This is a genomic window from Blautia massiliensis (ex Durand et al. 2017), assembly GCF_051861785.1.
Lineage (GTDB): Bacteria > Bacillota > Clostridia > Lachnospirales > Lachnospiraceae > Blautia_A > Blautia_A luti_A.
In genome coordinates, this window is record NZ_CP146725.1 from 2,690,275 (window position 1) to 2,707,508 (window position 17,234).

General features: G+C 45.7%; 18 protein-coding genes. 15 read left to right on the forward strand and 3 right to left on the reverse strand.

The window, feature by feature from the left end:
• Positions 1-10 precede the first annotated feature (10 nt).
• The 3 genes from murA to ftsZ all read left to right on the forward strand — a co-directional run bounded on the left by murA (position 11) and on the right by ftsZ (position 3,974).
• Positions 11-1,291, forward strand: a complete 1,281-nt coding sequence (gene murA, locus V9W66_RS12680; RefSeq protein ID WP_243121650.1) for a UDP-N-acetylglucosamine 1-carboxyvinyltransferase — start codon at positions 11-13, stop codon at positions 1,289-1,291.
• Positions 1,288-2,571 carry a cell division protein FtsQ/DivIB gene (locus V9W66_RS12685; protein ID WP_144093747.1) on the forward strand — a complete coding sequence of 428 codons (1,284 nt, stop codon included), beginning with the start codon at positions 1,288-1,290 and terminating at the stop codon, positions 2,569-2,571. Before murA ends, V9W66_RS12685 begins: the two co-directional genes overlap by 4 nt.
• Positions 2,572-2,822: 251 nt before the next feature.
• The gene (gene ftsZ / locus V9W66_RS12690; RefSeq protein ID WP_015526094.1) at positions 2,823-3,974 is read left to right on the forward strand and encodes a cell division protein FtsZ; all 1,152 of its coding nucleotides are present in this window, start codon (positions 2,823-2,825) and stop codon (positions 3,972-3,974) included.
• Between the two features lie 123 nt (positions 3,975-4,097).
• Here the strand turns inward: ftsZ and V9W66_RS12695 are convergent, their stop codons facing one another.
• Complete coding sequence (locus V9W66_RS12695) at positions 4,098-4,421, reverse strand: DUF1540 domain-containing protein (protein WP_144093748.1); 324 nt, start codon at positions 4,419-4,421, stop codon at positions 4,098-4,100.
• A gap of 439 nt (positions 4,422-4,860) precedes the next feature.
• Here V9W66_RS12695 and infC point away from each other — a divergent pair, with 439 nt between their 5' ends.
• From infC to V9W66_RS12750, 11 genes are all read left to right on the forward strand, one after another.
• Positions 4,861-5,355 (forward strand): translation initiation factor IF-3, encoded by a 495-nt coding sequence (infC, locus tag V9W66_RS12700; protein WP_021977873.1) that lies wholly within the window; start codon positions 4,861-4,863, stop codon positions 5,353-5,355.
• Between the two features lie 83 nt (positions 5,356-5,438).
• Positions 5,439-5,636 carry a 50S ribosomal protein L35 gene (rpmI, locus tag V9W66_RS12705; protein WP_021651646.1) on the forward strand — a complete coding sequence of 66 codons (198 nt, stop codon included), beginning with the start codon at positions 5,439-5,441 and terminating at the stop codon, positions 5,634-5,636.
• Positions 5,637-5,669: 33 nt separating this feature from the next.
• Complete coding sequence (gene rplT / locus V9W66_RS12710; RefSeq protein ID WP_015526090.1) at positions 5,670-6,026, forward strand: 50S ribosomal protein L20; 357 nt, start codon at positions 5,670-5,672, stop codon at positions 6,024-6,026.
• A 238-nt stretch (positions 6,027-6,264) separates the two neighbouring features.
• Entirely contained in the window at positions 6,265-7,425 is a 1,161-nt protein-coding gene (locus tag V9W66_RS12715) for an ABC transporter substrate-binding protein (RefSeq protein WP_144093749.1), read from the forward strand.
• Between the two features lie 97 nt (positions 7,426-7,522).
• A complete protein-coding gene (locus tag V9W66_RS12720; RefSeq protein ID WP_144093750.1) occupies positions 7,523-8,407 on the forward strand; it encodes a branched-chain amino acid ABC transporter permease in 885 nt (294 codons plus the stop codon).
• 10 nt (positions 8,408-8,417) lie between these two features.
• Positions 8,418-9,491 (forward strand): branched-chain amino acid ABC transporter permease, encoded by a 1,074-nt coding sequence (locus V9W66_RS12725; RefSeq protein ID WP_186290036.1) that lies wholly within the window; start codon positions 8,418-8,420, stop codon positions 9,489-9,491.
• 2 nt (positions 9,492-9,493) lie between these two features.
• Positions 9,494-10,252, forward strand: a complete 759-nt coding sequence (locus V9W66_RS12730; RefSeq protein ID WP_021651650.1) for an ABC transporter ATP-binding protein — start codon at positions 9,494-9,496, stop codon at positions 10,250-10,252.
• Positions 10,253-10,266: 14 nt separating this feature from the next.
• On the forward strand, positions 10,267-10,977 hold the full coding sequence (locus V9W66_RS12735; RefSeq protein WP_092071187.1) for an ABC transporter ATP-binding protein: 711 nt from the start codon (positions 10,267-10,269) through the stop codon (positions 10,975-10,977).
• A 10-nt stretch (positions 10,978-10,987) separates the two neighbouring features.
• On the forward strand, positions 10,988-11,608 hold the full coding sequence (locus tag V9W66_RS12740; protein WP_144093752.1) for an AAA family ATPase: 621 nt from the start codon (positions 10,988-10,990) through the stop codon (positions 11,606-11,608).
• Between the two features lie 102 nt (positions 11,609-11,710).
• Entirely contained in the window at positions 11,711-12,475 is a 765-nt protein-coding gene (locus V9W66_RS12745; RefSeq protein WP_144093753.1) for a polysaccharide deacetylase family protein, read from the forward strand.
• Positions 12,476-12,657: 182 nt separating this feature from the next.
• Positions 12,658-13,980, forward strand: a complete 1,323-nt coding sequence (locus tag V9W66_RS12750) for a replication-associated recombination protein A (RefSeq protein ID WP_118752759.1) — start codon at positions 12,658-12,660, stop codon at positions 13,978-13,980.
• A 28-nt stretch (positions 13,981-14,008) separates the two neighbouring features.
• Here the strand turns inward: V9W66_RS12750 and V9W66_RS12755 are convergent, their stop codons facing one another.
• On the reverse strand, positions 14,009-14,521 hold the full coding sequence (locus V9W66_RS12755; RefSeq protein WP_144093754.1) for a DUF4364 family protein: 513 nt from the start codon (positions 14,519-14,521) through the stop codon (positions 14,009-14,011).
• Between the two features lie 14 nt (positions 14,522-14,535).
• Complete coding sequence (locus V9W66_RS12760) at positions 14,536-15,477, reverse strand: TIGR01212 family radical SAM protein (RefSeq protein ID WP_144093755.1); 942 nt, start codon at positions 15,475-15,477, stop codon at positions 14,536-14,538.
• Positions 15,478-15,640: 163 nt separating this feature from the next.
• Here V9W66_RS12760 and V9W66_RS12765 point away from each other — a divergent pair, with 163 nt between their 5' ends.
• A complete protein-coding gene (locus V9W66_RS12765) occupies positions 15,641-17,215 on the forward strand; it encodes an IS1182 family transposase (protein WP_144094053.1) in 1,575 nt (524 codons plus the stop codon).
• Positions 17,216-17,234 lie beyond the last annotated feature (19 nt).

Consider the following 17,234-nt stretch of genomic DNA (forward strand, 5'->3'; position numbering starts at 1 on the left):
CCTTTTAGGAGTGGAATACTTGAATGAGATCGATGAGATCATCGTGACCGGAGGCAGACCGCTGCATGGAAGCGTCCGGATCCAGGGGTCAAAAAATGCGGCACTTCCGGTTATGGCAGCAGCACTCTTAAGCACCGGGACCAGTGTACTGCGGGGATGTCCGAGAATCAGTGATGTATATTTGATGGAAAAGATCCTGAAATATCTGGGGGCAGAAACCTGGTGGGAAGGTCAAGATCTTTATCTGGACTGCAGCCATGCGGACGGCACCATGATACCGGAGTGTTATTCCGGAAAAATGCGTTCTTCCGTGATCTTAATGGGAGCAATGCTGGGGCGGAGCAAAAAGGCACAGACAGGATATCCCGGAGGCTGTGTGATCGGGAAGCGGCCGGTGGATCTTCATATCCAGGTTTTGCGCCGCCTTGGGGCAGCTGTGGTGGAAAACGGCGGGATGATCCGGGCATCCTGTGGAAAACTCCGAGGCGCAGAGATGTTTTTTCAAAAAAGAAGTGTAGGCGCTACAGAACAGGGCATTCTGGCAGCGGTCCTTGCAGAGGGGAAAACAGTCCTTAACGGCTGCGCCTGTGAACCGGAAATTTATTGGCTTTGCCATTATCTTACCGGAATGGGGGCAAAGATCCGGATTCGTGAAAATGGCTGTATCTGTATTGAAGGGGTGAAGAAGCTTGAAGCTGGCGATGGCTGCATTCCACCAGACCGTATTGTCGCCGGAACCTATCTCATGGCAGCGGCGGCAACCAGAGGAGAGATCATCCTGGAAAATCCGCCTCTGGAGGAAATGGATGGAATCCTGGACGTATATCGGAAAATGGGTGGACAATGCCGCAGGGTAGGTGGTAAACTAATAGTCAACGGAAAAAATACAGGTTTTCCCCTGGAGCTTCTGGAAACAGAAGTTTATCCGGGATTTCCTACAGACCTGCAGTCTCCTGCGATGGCGGTACTGGCCACGATCCCGGGAGTGAGCAGGATCCGCGAGAAGATTTTTGAAGACAGATATAAAACAGCTTCAGGGCTCTGTAAAATGGGAGCACAGATCCAGATCCGGGATGGAGTTGCCGTGATATACGGAGGGCAGCCCCTGACCGGTTGTACTGTGGAAGCAGAGGAACTTCGCGGTGGTGCGGCACTTGTGATCGCAGCACTTGCCGCGCAGGGGATTACCAGGATCCGGGGCTGTTGTTTCATAGAAAGAGGCTATGAACATATCTGTGAGGATCTGACCGCACTGGGCGGTCTGTTGATAAAGGACAGAGGAACTTTATGAAAACATCAAAAAAAAAGCCACTGAAAGCAGTTGGCGGACTTCTTGTCCTGCTGCTGGCAGGAATTATTTTCTTTTTTACGTATTATCAGGTAGATGAAGTGCAGGTGATGGGCAGCAGCCATTATTCTGAAAAACAGATCAGGAAGATGGTGCTTAGGGGGCCGCTGGCATCCAATTCTGTTCTTGCACCGCTTCTTTATACTAAGCAGAACACAAAGGATGTTCCCTTTATAGAAGGCTATACCGTAACAAGGCTGAACCGGCACACCATCTGTGTCAGTGTGAAGGAGAAGGATATCGTTGGCTGTATCCCTTATCTGGACAGTTATATTTATTTTGACAGAAACGGTATTTTTGTGGAAGGATCCACGGAACGTAACGAAAAAATCCCGTTTTTTGACGGGATCAAAGTCAAAAAAGTGATCCGGAACGAGAAACTCCCCATCAAGGATGAAACGGTGATGAACACGGCAGTTGCTCTTTCTACTATTTTTGCAAAAAATGATAAGGTTCCGGATCACATTGAATTTAAAGACGACGGGCAGATCAGTCTTGTTTACGGGGATATCACAGTTAAACTTGGAAAGGATGAATATCTGGAAGACAAAATGACCAGAGTTCTGGCTATCCTTCCGATGATTTCCGGAAAAAAAGGAATTCTCCATGCAGAAAATGTAAATGATAATTCCAAGAACATTACCCTGGAGCAGGAACAGGATGAGAGCCAGACTTCCGCAGAAAACTGGACCGGAGGCTATGATGAGGAAGGAAATTACACCGGAGAAGGCGAATACGACGAAAATGGCAACTATGTAGGACCGAAACCGCAGACGGATCTGGAGTATGCGCAGGAAAACTGGGTAGGTGGCTATGATGAAGAGGGAGATTACACAGGCAGTGGTGAGTACGATGCCAACATGACCTATGTAGGCGAAGCCCCCACAGAAGAAACCATGGCAGAAAAAGGAAACTGGAAGGGCGGTTACCGGGAAGACGGAGGCTATGACGGAGTCAGTGAATATGACCGTGATGGCAATTACGTAGGCACTCTGGAGGATTATCAGGCTTCGGCAGAAAGCTCCGGAGACGGAACAGACTCCGAAAATCCAGATGCTCAGAGTACGGATACCGAAGATACAGAAAATGAAGAAGACTCTTCAGACAGCAGTACGGACAGCACCGAGGAAGAGGCTGATTACAGCAGTGATCAGGAAGAAGGAGCTGAGGATTATGATGAAAATTCGTACAGCGATTACAGTGATGAGTCCGATTATGAGTAAAGATAAAAAAGCTTTCTTAATATATAGTACCAGTATTTGGACATTTTGCCAGAGATTGTTTTGTAAATGTTCCGGTTAATAGAAACAGTGCCGAAATTTAGTGAAAAAAGTATAAAAAAACAAAATTAATGGTTGATTAATTACCGAAAAAAATATATGATATAACTATGTGTATATGTAGCTTGGAATAGATTATTACACTGAATCGGATATCAGGTAGAAATAAAGGAGGAAGTACATTGTTAGAGATAATGACGAATGAGGCTGAGTCTTCTGCGAAAATTATTGTAATTGGAGTAGGCGGCGCAGGTAATAATGCGGTAAACAGAATGGTGGAAGAGGCCATTGGCGGAGTTGAGTTTGTAGGTGTTAATACCGATAAACAGGCTCTGACACTGTGTAAAGCTCCGACTGTACTTCAGATTGGTGAGAAAATTACGAAAGGTCTCGGCGCCGGTGCGCAGCCGGAGGTTGGACAGAAGGCAGCTGAGGAGAGCATTGAGGAAGTTAAGAAGATCATCGAGGGAGCGGACATGGTTTTCGTTACCTGTGGTATGGGAGGCGGAACCGGAACCGGAGCTGCTCCTGTGATCGCCGGTGCGGCAAAAGAGATGGGTATCCTGACTGTCGGTGTTGTTACCAAGCCTTTCCGTTTTGAAGCAAAGACCCGTATGAACAATGCACTTGCGGGAATCGAAAATCTGAAGAAAGCAGTTGACACTTTGATTGTCATCCCCAATGACAAATTACTTGAGATCGTTGACAGAAGGACAACCATGCCGGAAGCACTGCGTAAGGCTGATGAGGTTCTTCAGCAGGCAGTACAGGGTATTACAGACCTGATCAATCTGCCGGCTCTGATCAACCTTGACTTTGCAGATGTGCAGACAGTCATGACAGACAAGGGAATCGCTCATATCGGTATCGGTGAGGCAAGAGGTGATGATAAGGCTATGGAGGCTGTACAGCAGGCGGTATCTTCTCCGCTTCTTGAGACAACCATCAAGGGCGCTACTCATGTGATCATCAACATTTCCGGAGATATTTCTCTTATGGATGCCAACGATGCTGCAAGCTATGTACAGGAGCTTACAGGTGAGGATGCAAACATCATCTTTGGTGCTATGTATGATGATTCTGTTGCAGATTATGCGAGAATTACAGTTATTGCTACAGGTCTTACAGACAATAACCTTCAGAACACACCATTTGGAAACAGAGCTTCCAATTCTGTATTCGGAAACACAAAAAAAACAAGCCAGTCACAGCCAGGCGGTATGAACCTTAACATGCCAAGCTTCAGCCTGCCGACTATGAATTCCACACAGTTTGGAACAAAGGCTCCTACAAGCACTGTTCAGAAAAAGGACATCCAGATCCCGGATTTTCTTAAGAACAGATAATAAATGAACATGATAAGATCCGGCAGAGACTCCATCTGGAATGCTGCCGGATCTTTTTGACTTTCTGATCAAAAGAAACAGGAATGTCTGCTCTGTATGGAAACAGGATTTCTGTTCAGGATATCAGCATTCGCAGCTGAAAGTATCACATTTTGTATCACAGCAGCGATGTGCATTGTCACCGGATACATTGATGGAAGCTGCGGTGCATTTGCAGTGCTCATTGTAGGTGCAGTTGTGTGCTTTGCAGTCGATGTTAACGGTCTCACACCCACAGCAGGAATCTGCGGAATTTTTTACAGCACACTCTTCCTGGTCACGGAAGCTTTCACAGGCGGTATCATCTGCATAACGGGCTTCTGCACCTTCGACATTGATGGCTCCCCTGGAGCAGAGAGAATTTTTGTTATAGCAGCAGTTGTGTGCGGAGCATTTAAGACTTGTCATAAAAGTGTCCTCCTGATAATTATGATTTTACCGGAAACCTTCAGCCTGCCGGAATGCGCCTCCTGTCTGATCGTCAGCACTGCGGTAAGGCTTGACAGATTCCGATGTTGCATAGTATGTCCGGAAGAAGAAAAATTTATACTCAAAAATAAATACATAATAATATAAAAAACAGTTGACAAATAGCAGACAACATGGTATCCTCTTAAAGTACGTAGAGAAAAGAAAGCAGAGTTCACTCTCACCTCAGCGCTGAAGACAAGCGACTCAGGTCAATATTGCACAGTACTGCGAACGGATCAACCATCAGTGCGCAGGTGTAATTATTTGAAGTGTGGACATCTGTCTGCGCTTTTTTTGTGCGGCTTAAGCTACATTAATGAGAAAGAAAAAAATAATTCTATCATGTTCATGGAGGTGTACAACAATTAGCGGTTTAATGATTAACGAACAGATCAGAGACAGAGAGGTACGCTTGATTGGTCCGGACGGAGCTCAGCTTGGAATCGTGTCCGCCAGAGAAGCGATGGCGAAAGCGCAGGAGGCAGGACTTGACCTTGTAAAGATTGCCCCACAGGCGAAACCGCCGGTATGCAAGATCATCGATTACGGTAAATACCGTTACGAGCTTGCAAGAAAAGAAAAAGAGGCCAGAAAAAAGCAGAAAACCATCGATGTCAAAGAAGTGCGTCTTTCCCCGAACATTGATACGAATGATTTGAAGACGAAGGTAAATGCAGCAAGAAAGTTCCTTAGCAAGGGCGACAGAGTTAAGGTTACACTTCGTTTCCGCGGAAGAGAGATGGCACATATGTCCAGCAGTAAGCATGTGCTTGATGACTTCGCAGATCTTCTGTCCGATATAGCGACTGTAGAGAAGGCTCCGAAGGTAGAAGGCAGAAGCATGACCATGTTTCTGACTGAGAAACGGTAGATATCTCAGTCTTCACGGCAACAGCCGGGCAGAACGGGATGCTATATAAAATTTAGAAGTACCAAATCAAGGAGGAATTCATAATGCCAAAAATTAAAACTTGCAGAGCAGCAGCAAAGCGCTTTAAAAAAACAGGTACAGGAAAATTAGTAAGAAATAAAGCCTACAAGAGCCATATCCTTACAAAGAAATCTCAGAAGAGAAAGAGAAATCTGAGAAAATCTACTGTTGTTGATTCTACTAATGTAAAGAGCATGAAGAAAGTATTACCATATTTATAAGATAGAGAAGACGAACAGGAGGAGAATTAAGAAATGGCAAGAATTAAAGGCGGATTAAACGCAAAGAAAAGACATAACCGTACATTAAAACTGGCAAAAGGCTACAGAGGAGCCCGTTCCAAACAGTATAGAGTAGCAAAACAGTCTGTAATGAGAGCTCTTACAAGCTCCTATGCAGGAAGAAAACAGAAGAAACGTCAGTTCAGACAGCTCTGGATCGCTCGTATCAACGCAGCAGCAAGAATGAACGGACTTTCCTACAGCAAAATGATGCACGGCCTTAAGGTTGCAAACATCGACATCAACAGAAAGATGCTTGCAGAGATGGCTGTTAACGATGCAGCAGGCTTCACAGCTCTTGCTGAGATCGCTAAGAAAGCAATCGCATAATCGAATAAGGATGTGACGAAGAAGTCCAGGGAGTTATCCCTGGCTTTTTCTGTTTGTGGAAAGTCCGGCGTTTTGCTGAAAAAATGCGCAGACTGTCCCGCGGACAAGTGTCCGCCTTGTGCAATCAGACGAAAAAATGCGAATAGATAAATTCAACCTTGCAATAAAAAAAGTGTGATGCTATAATTTTACCATTGATTAATTAGTAACGCGGTAAAGCGCAGGAGGAGAGATTATTATGAGAAATTGGAAGAAAGTACTTGGTGTTGTATCCGCAGCAGCAATGGCAGCTACAATGATGATGCCTGCATCCGTTTTTGCGGCAAAGGATGAGACATTTAAGATCGGTGTGATCGGACCGATGACAGGTGATTACGCACAGTACGGTACTAACGTATACAACGCAGCAAAGATCGCTGCAGATGAGATCAACGAGAACGGAGGATTCAACGGATATAAGGTTGAGATCCTTGATGCAGGTGATGATCAGGGAGATCCTGAGAAAGCAGTGAACGCATATAATGACCTTCTTGACAAGGGAATGCAGATGCTCTGCGGTACAGTAACCTCCGGTGCCTGCATCGCAGTAGGAGCTGAGGCAGCAGAGAGCACATTCCTCTTTACACCGTCAGCTACAGCACTTGATTGTATCACAGCAGGAACCAATGAATTCCGTATGTGCTTCACAGACCCGGCACAGGGAACAAAATCTGCTCAGTTTATTTCCGAGCACAAGCTTGCTACAAAGGTAGCTGTACTTTATGATTCCGCAGCTGACTACAACTCAGGTGTTCATGATGCTTTTGTTGAGGAAGCAGGAAATGTGGGACTTGATGTAGTTGCAGATGAGGCTTATACAACAGACAGCAACACAGATTATTCCGTACAGCTTGCAAAGATCAAGAAGAGCGGTGCTGAGCTTCTGTTCCTTCCGAACTACTATTCTGACAACGCTCTGATCCTTCAGCAGGCATCTGAGGCAGGACTTGATATTAAATTCTTCGGTGTAGACGGTATGGACGGTATCCTCAACGTAGAGAACTTCGACAAATCTCTTGCAGAGGGAGTTATGCTTCTGACACCATTCTCTGCAACAGCTACAGATGAGAAGAGCCAGAATTTCGTAAAAGCATACGGTGATGCCAACAACGGTGAGACACCGAACCAGTTTGCAGCAGATGCATACGATGTTATCTATGCTATGCAGCTTGCAGCAGATGATGCAAAGATCACACCTGACATGTCAAACGAGGATATCAGTGCAGCAATGAGCGCTTCCATGGTAAACATTGAGCTTGATGGACTTACCGGAAAAGCAAAATGGACAGAGGACGGCGAGTGTGATAAAGAGCCGAAAGCCTTCGAGATCAAAGACGGCGCTTATGTAGAGATGAAATAAGTAATTTCAGTGAACGTTAGGGGTCAGGGGGACGGTTGCCTTTAGTGGGAACCGCCCCCTTTTTTCCTTATCAATAAACTATTAAAAGAGGTGCGTTATGAGTTTTATTTCTTATTTGAAAGACGGCATCAGTCTTGGCAGTATCTATGCGATCATTGCACTTGGATATACCATGGTTTACGGTATTGCCAAGATGCTGAACTTCGCACACGGAGATGTTATCATGGTAGGAGCTTATATCATCCTTACCTGTATCACAAGAGGCGGCATGTCACCGATCCTTGCAGTGATCCTTTCCGTGGTGATCTGTACACTGCTTGGTGTTGTCATTGAGAAGGTAGCTTACAGTCCGCTTAGAAAAGCTTCCTCAAACCTGGCCGTTCTGATCACAGCTATCGGTGTCAGTTATCTGCTGCAGAACCTGGCACTCCTGATCTTTGGTGCAGACGCCAAGAGCTTCGTAGCAGTTATCAAGGTTCCGTCCATCACACTGTTTGACGGAGAGCTTACCATTAAGGGAATCACTATCGTGACCATTCTTGCCTGTATCATCATTATGGTGGGACTTTCCTTCTTTGTAAAAAAGACCAAACCTGGACGTGCCATGCAGGCAGTTTCCGAGGACAGAGATGCAGCACAGCTGATGGGAGTTAACGTTAATGCAACGATCTCCCTCACATTTGCCATCGGTTCCGGACTTGCGGCCATCGCAGGACTTCTGCTCTGCCAGACATATCCGACATTGACTCCATACACAGGAGCCATGCCTGGTATCAAGGCTTTCGTAGCTGCCGTATTCGGTGGGATCGGTTCTATCCCGGGAGCTATGGTAGGCGGTATCCTTCTGGGAATCATCGAGATCTTCGGAAAGGCTTATATTTCTTCTCAGGTTGCAGATGCGATCGTATTTGCTGTCCTGATCGTCGTGCTTCTTGTAAAACCTACCGGACTGTTCGGCAAGAACATCCAGGAGAAAGTGTAAGGTGGCCGATATGAAGAATATGAAAAACAAAACAACAAAAAATAACATGATCAACTACGGAATTGTCATTGTACTCTTTGTGATCGTGCAGGCGCTTTCCTCAACTGGAAATCTTTCCAGACTGCTTATGGGACTTCTGGTTCCTCTTTGCGTTTATACCATCGCATCCGTTTCGCTGAATCTGGTAGTTGGTTTTTCCGGTGAGCTGAGTCTTGGACATGCAGGCTTTATGTGCGTGGGAGCCTTTTCCAGCGCTCTGTTTTCTCAGGTGGCTGCAGATTCTATCCCGCAGGTTCCGCGCTTTATCCTTGCGCTCCTTGTAGGTGCGGCAGTTGCAGCACTGTTCGGTGTGATCATCGGTATTCCGGTACTTCGTCTCCGCGGTGACTACCTGGCTATTGTTACACTGGCTTTTGGTGAGATCATCAAGAACCTGATCAATGTACTTTACATTGGCGTGGATGACAAAGGACTTCACGTTGCAACAAGTGCAGCCGGTCTTCATCTGGAAGCCGGCGGAAAGCAGATTCTCAAAGGTGCCCTTGGTATTTCGGGAACAGCAACTCTTTATAAAGATATCAAGAATTACTTTTTCCTGATCGGCGTGATCCTGCTTCTTCTCACATTGTTTATTGTACAGAACCTTGTAAACTCCAGAAGCGGACGTGCTATTATGTCAACCAGGGACAACCGTATTGCAGCGGAGTCTGTAGGAATCAATATCACCAGATATAAGCTGCTGGCATTTACCATTTCTGCAGCCCTTGCAGGAGTTGCAGGTGTGCTGTATGCACATAACCTTTCTCTTCTTAAGGTTTCTGTATTTGATTACAATATGTCCATCCTGGTACTGGTATATGTGGTACTTGGCGGGATCGGAAATATCAGAGGATCGATCATCGCAACCATTATCCTTTATGCACTGCCTGAGCTTCTCCGCGGATTTGCAAACTACCGTATGCTGATCTATGCCATCGTGCTGATCATCATGATGCTCTTTAACTGGGCACCGGCAGCAAGAGACTGGAGAGCACGTATGGTAGAGAAATTCAAAGGCAAAAAAGAGAAAAAGGAGGTGGCCTGATCATGGCAATGCTGGAAGTAAATAATCTGTCTATCCAGTTCGGCGGTCTTCGTGCTGTTGACGGCTTTAATATGACCATTGAGAAGGGACAGCTCTATGGACTGATCGGACCTAACGGTGCCGGTAAGACAACAGTATTCAATCTTCTCACAGGCGTGTACAAGCCTACAGAGGGAATCATTAAACTGGATGGCCAGGATATCACAGGAAAAAGCACCATTGAGATCAACAAGGCCGGAATCGCAAGAACCTTCCAGAATATCCGTCTTTTCAAGGATATGCCGGTTCTTGACAATGTAAAAGTAGGACTTCACAATCATCATCCATATTCCACACTGACCGGGATCTTAAGACTGCCGAAATATTACAAGGTAGAAAAAGAGATGAATGAACGTGCCATGGAGATACTGAGGGTGTTTGATCTGGATAAGGAAGCAGACACTCTGGCAGGAAATCTGCCTTATGGTAAACAGCGTAAGCTGGAGATCGCCAGAGCTCTTGCCACAGAGCCGAAGCTTCTTCTCCTGGATGAGCCGGCGGCTGGTATGAACCCGAATGAGACACAGGAGCTGATGGATACTATCCGTTTTGTGCGGGAGCATTTTGATATGACTGTTCTTCTGATCGAGCACGACATGAAACTGGTGGGTGGTATCTGTGAGGAACTTACAGTTCTGAACTTCGGTCAGGTACTGATTCAGGGTGAGACATCTGCAGTGCTGAAAGACCCGACGGTTATCACTGCATATCTGGGAGAATAAGGAGGAACGGGACAATGGCAATGTTGGAAGTAAAGGACCTCCAGGTCTATTATGGTGTGATCCAGGCTCTGAAGGGAATTTCTTTTCATGTAAATCAGGGAGAGGTTATTGCGCTGATCGGTGCCAATGGCGCCGGAAAGACAACCACACTTCAGACACTTACCGGAATTCTTTCTCCGAAGTCCGGAAGCATTGTGTTTGAGGGAAAAGATCTCACCAGAACACCGGCGCATAAGATCGTAGAGATGGGTATGGCGCATGTTCCGGAGGGAAGACGTGTATTTGCGGATATGTCCGTTTATGAGAATCTGCTCCTTGGAGCCTATACAAGAAAGGACAAGGCAGAGATCGCAGAGAGTCTTGCAAGTGTATACAAGAGATTTCCGCGTCTGGAAGAACGTAAAGGACAGCGTGCCGGAACACTTTCCGGTGGTGAGCAGCAGATGCTTGCCATGGGACGTGCACTGATGAGCAGACCAAGGATCATTTTGATGGATGAGCCGTCCATGGGTCTGTCGCCGATTTTTGTAAATGAGATTTTTGACATTATCCGCGAGGTAAGTGAGAGCGGAACTACAGTGCTTCTGGTTGAGCAGAATGCGAAGAAGGCTCTTTCCATTGCGGACAGAGCGTACGTTCTGGAAACAGGAAGCATTACTATGGATGGAAAGGCAGAGGATCTTCTGAATGACGAGGCCGTTCAGAAGGCATATCTTGGAGAGTAGGGGGAAAGACATGGATAATTTCGTAATTACCATTGCAAGACAGTATGGAAGCGGCGGACGTACCATCGGAGAGGAGCTTGCAAAGAAATTAGGGATTTCTTACTATGACAAGGATATCATCCGCATGGCATCTGAGGAGAGCGGCATTCATGAGCAGCTTTTTGGAAGGGCAGATGAAAATGTCAGCACAAAGCAGAGATTTTTTGCAAAGTCCGGAATCTACAAGGGTGAGCTGATCCCGCCTCAGAGCAGGGATTTTACATCCGATGAGAACCTGTTTAATTATCAGGCAAAGGTGATCCGGCAGCTGGCAGAAACAGAGTCCTGTGTGATCATCGGACGTTGTGCAAATATGATCCTGAAGGATTATTCCAATGTTCTTCGTGTGTTTGTTTACGGAGACTGGGATTTCCGTATCCGTGAGGCAAGTAAGAAGCTCAGCGGAACTACAAAGGATATTGAGAAATTCATGCAGAAGGATGACAAACGCAAGGAAGATTTCTGCAAACGTTTCATGGGTGTTGACTGGGCAGACATGACGAAATACAATCTGTGCCTGGATAACGGTACCCTTGGTTATGAGAAATGCGTGGAGGAAATCGAGAGTGCACTTGAGATCCTGAAAAAATAAGACATATATCAGAGAATATTCCCCGGGAAAGAAAAGCCAAAAGTCTTTTCCCGGGGATTTTTTCATATATTGTGGAAAAGTATATTTGATCCGGCGGGAAATATGGATAAGCAAAAAAAATATTTTTGTGTAGTGGCAATGGTATTGATCCTGCTCAGCGGATATGGAAAAATCTCAGACAGTGCATTTCGGATGCGGGTGACCAGAATGATCGCCGGTGAGGGGATGCTCCGGCTGGTGGCGGCGCAGTACGGACAAAAGGCAGCAGAACCGGTGGCTGAGACAGCCTCTGACAGAAGCGAAAAAGAGGAGCATCCACGTGTGGCTCTTACCTTTGATGACGGACCGCATGCAACATATACACCGCTGCTTCTGGATGGTCTGCGGAAGCGTGGGATCCATGCCACATTTTTTCTTATGGGAAAAAATATCCGGGGAAATGAGGAGATCGTAACGCAGATGCAGAGAGACGGTCATCTCATCGGTAATCACACGTATGATCACGTGCAGCTTGATAAGATTCCCGGTGATCAGGCCTGTCAGCAGATCATAAAGACGAATAATGAGATCTACGAGATCACCGGAGAGTATCCCATGTATCTTCGCCCGCCCTACGGTGCCTGGCCGAAGGATCTGGAGCTCTGCGTGACCATGCTGCCGGTATTCTGGGATGTGGATACCCTGGACTGGAAATCAAAAAATGTCCGTTCTGTGGAAAATATCGTAAAAAGACAAGTGAAGGATGGCTCCATTATCCTGATGCATGACAGCTTTTCTACCTCTGTGGAAGCAGCCCTGGAGATCGCGGATATGCTTACGGAAGAAGGATATGACCTGGTAACTGCAGATCAGCTGCTTGTAATGTAACTGTGATCTGCCGAAAAGGCAGAAACGATTGCTTTTTTATGTGCAAACAGGTAAAATTATAAAAATAAGGAATCTGTCCGTATGCCGGAAACAAATGAAACGATCGTTGCCGGATACAGATCTATGAAAAGAATACGGATCGTGAATATCCGCTTTTTACAGAAAATACAGGAGTGAAAGCCATGGATTTATTTGAATACGCAAAGTCAAAAACGCTGGATCAGGAATCGCCCCTTGCATCCAGGCTGCGTCCGCGAACGCTGGATGAGGTGGTGGGGCAGCAGCACATTGTAGGAAAAGATAAATTGCTGTATCGTGCTATAAAGGCGGATAAGCTGACATCTGTTATCTTTTACGGCCCTCCGGGAACCGGAAAGACCACCCTGGCAAAAGTCATCGCCAATACCACAAGCGCCAGCTTTACGCAGATCAATGCAACCGTAGCAGGGAAGAAAGATATGGAAGCAGTTGTAAAGCAGGCACAGGACGATCTCGGCATGTATGGGAAAAAGACCATTCTGTTTATTGATGAGATCCACCGTTTCAATAAGGGACAGCAGGATTATCTTCTTCCCTTTGTGGAGGACGGAACCATCATTCTTATCGGGGCCACAACAGAGAATCCATATTTTGAGGTAAACGGAGCGCTTCTTTCAAGATCGATCATCTTTGAACTGAAGTCCCTGGAGATACCGGAGATAAAGGAACTGATCCTGCGTGCGGTTAACGATCCGGAACGTGGAATGGGAAGCTATGGGGCGGTGATCGAGGAGGATGCTCTGGAATTTCTGGCAGATATGGCAGGAGGAGACGCCAGAAGCGCCTTAAACGCCATAGAACTGGGAATCCTCACCACACCCCGTGATACAGACGGTAAGATCCATCTGACCCTTGAGGTGGCTTCTGAGTGTATCCAGAAGCGGGTGGTGCGCTACGATAAGAACGGGGACAATCATTATGATATCATTTCTGCCTTTATCAAGAGCATGCGAGGCTCCGACCCGGATGCGGCAGTCTATTATCTGGCAAAAATGCTCTATGCAGGAGAAGATGTGAAATTTATCGCAAGAAGGATCATGATCCTTGCTTCCGAAGATATCGGAAACGCAGATCCCCAGGCCCTCTGCGTGGCAACGGCAGCAGCACAGGCAGTGGAACGTGTGGGAATGCCGGAGTCCCAGATCATTCTTTCCCAGGCAGTTACATACATGGCCTGTGCACCCAAGAGCAATTCTGCAGTAAATGCCATACAGGAAGCCATGCGCTGCGTGAAGGCGAAGAAGACAACCGTTCCGGTGCATCTGCAGGATGCCCATTATGGTGGCCACGAAAGTCTGGGTCATGGTATCGGATATAAATATGCCCATGATTATCCGAACCATTATGTAAACCAGCAGTATCTGCCATCAGAGATCCAGGGGGAACATTTTTACGAGCTCAGTGATATGGGATATGAAAAGAAACTGAAAGAGCATATGAAGAAGATCCACGAAGAAGCGAAATAAATGAATATAAGTAAAACGGAGGAGCCTCTCAGAGAAGCTCCTCCATTATTTTGTCATAAACATTCTGGTATTTATAAGGCCAGCTTTCACATACAGACTGTGCAGCAGCAAGATTTGGCACATTGATGCTGAGATCAACGATGCTGACGCTGTTTTCGATGATCCGCAGACGTACCGAGTAGCTGCCCTCTTTGGTGGGATAGTAATCTGCAGGAGTCAGGAGATGTTCTTCAATCTTGCAGTGGAGGGAATTGAGATATTCTTCCACTTCTTTCTTGATGTCAGAGGAAAGTTCTTTGGAAAAATATTTCAGAGTGTTTTTTCCCTCGGAGGTCAGTCGATAGTAACTGCGGTTGGACTGTGAAGACATTTCCACCAGATCTGCTTCCACAAGTTCGGAAACTGCCTGCTGGAGCTGAAAATAATTGGTGTATTTCCGGTCCAGGATAAAATCGGTGATCTGGGAATTTGTGAGATCCCCATCGGAATTCTGCAGCATATATAAAATAATAAGCTTATAGGTTGTAAAAGGTGATGCCATAAGAATCCTCCTTTTTACTGGCTGCGGGAAAGGGCTTCGAGAGCTTTTCCCTGAAAACTTGCTCTTTCTTTCATCCGGTGATGAAGAAGGTTTAAAACTTCTCGTTTGCGGCTGGCCCATAAAGGTGCGATCAGCAGATCCTTCGGTCCGTCGCCGGTGACCCGGTGGATCACGATATCCGGTCTGAGATGTTCCAGACAGTCAATGACAAGGTTCAGATACTCGTCCCGTTCATAAGTGCGGAAAAGCCCGGCTTCATGATCAGCGGCAAGATCTGTACCACGCAGTACATGAAGAAGCTGCAGCTTGATCCCCTGGATATCCATGGCGTTCAGATAAGCCATTGTTTCCAGGATATCCTTCCGGCTTTCGCCGGGAAGCCCCAGGATGGTGTGGACGATTACTTCGATGCCGCCTGCGCGGAGATTTTTTACTGCGGTATCAAAACAGGACAGTGGATAGCCGCGCCGTATATATCTGGCGGTATCTTCATGGATAGTCTGGAGTCCCAGCTCCACCCACACCGGTTTGATCTGGTTCAGGGAATCAAGAAGCTCCAGTACATCATCTCCCAGACAGTCCGGTCTGGTACCAATGGACAGTGCCACGATATCCGGATGGGAGATGGCTTCTGTGAAGATCTTACGCAGGTGTTCCACAGGAGCGTATGTGTTTGTATATGCCTGAAAATAGGCGATATATTTATGGATCGGGCGTTTGGAAGAGAGACTTTTGATCTGTGTGTTGATCTGCTCTGTAATGGAAAGAGCGGCGTTTGCTGCAAAATCTCCGCTTCCGCCCTGGCTGCAGAAGATGCAGCCTTTTTTGCCCAGGGTGCCGTCACGGTTGGGACAGGACATGCCGCCGTTTAATGCAACCCGGTAGACCTTTTCGCCGTATCGCTCCCGGAGCATATAGTCCAGAGAATGATAAGGCTTGTCGTTCCAGCGCTTCATTATGCCTCTTTCAGTTCGTTTTTCTCTTCGCCGTTTTCGTCGTTTTCATCTTTCGGTATATAGTTATCGAAGGGGCTGTGAAAAAAGAATAGTCCCCCAAAAAAGAAAGACCAAGAGTTTATAATGAACTCAAGGTCTTTCTTTCTGTTATAATTAACTTGCAATGAAAATTAATAACATAATCTATTCTAACCCAAAACAGGCAGTTTTGCCAATGCTAATTCAAGATTATTTGGACATCTGTGATCCAGTGCTGACTTTTGATAGATTTATGGGAGAAATCGAACTGGAGAAATATCTGAAAAATATTCCTCAACATGATACAGGAAGACTCAGGTATGACCCGGTCAGCATGCTGAAAACAGTTTTGTTTGGATTTATGGCGAATGGCTATATATCATTGCGTGAACTGGAGGATCAGTGTAAAATCAATCTCCGTTTCATGTATCTTATGGATCATCAAGCACCTTCTTACCGTACTTTCGGCTACTTCATCAACGAAGTACTTGCTGATTCCATTGAAGAAATATTTCAAGATATAAACAAAAAAATCTTCGAGACAGAGCATGTGGATCTTCAACATCTATACATTGATGGATCCAAGTTTGAAGCAAATGCGAATAAATACTCCTGGGTATGGAAAAAAGCAACCGAAAAATCCAGATACCGTCTCTTTGGTAAGATCACTACACTCTTTGAAGAAATCAATGAGGAACTTTCATGTACAGGTATGAAACTTTGTATCAATAGTGAGTACGCACCAGAGTATCTGAAGGAAGCTGCTGAACAGTATGCAGAAGTCTGGCAGATTAATGAAGCAATGTTTGTTCATGGCAGGGGACATCGTAAAACTACACAACAACGTCATTATGAGAAACTCAAAGAGTATGCTGCTAAGTTGGAAGAATACGTGGAAAAAATCAAAATCTGTGGAGAAGATCGCAACAGCTACTCGAAAACAGATCATTCAGCCACTTTTATGCGAATCAAGACAGACTACATGGGAAATGACCAGTTGCTTCCAGCTTATAATGTACAGGTCGGTGTTGCAGATGAATATATTGCTGTTGTTGATGTAAATCAGTATCGCTCAGATATGGATTGTTTTATTCCATTAATGAACAAGTTTTATACTACATATGGCTTCTATCCAAAGTACCCAGTAGCAGATGCCGGATATGGTTCTTACAACAATTACATCTTCTGTGAGCAGCAAGGAATGGAAAAATATATGAAGTTTCCCATGTTCAAGAAAGAGACTACTGACAAGAAATACCATGAAGATCCATTTCGTGCAGTAAATTTTCCAATCGGGGAAGACGGAATCATGCGTTGCCCAAACGGGAAAAACTTTAATCTTCAGTATCGAAAAAACGTAAAAGGGAACAAGTATGGGCGACAGGAAGAAGTGTATCAGTGTGAAGACTGCTTCGGCTGTCCATACGCAGAACAATGTAAAAAGACAGACAAAAACCGTACTGTTCGAATCAACCGCGAACTTACAGCGATGCATCAGGAAGTGATAGAAAATCTCGAAAGTATCCAGGGAGCGCTTCTAAGGATGAACAGATCCATTCAGGCAGAAGGTACCTTTGGTATCATGAAAAACGACCGGTGGTACAAAAGAATTGTCCGAAGAGGAATAAAATCTGTATTGCTTGAAGTATTTCTCGTTTCTATCGGACACAATCTTTATAAATATCACAACAAACAGAAAAAAGTTGCAGCTGCCGCATAGGAGTTCATAATAGCATTCT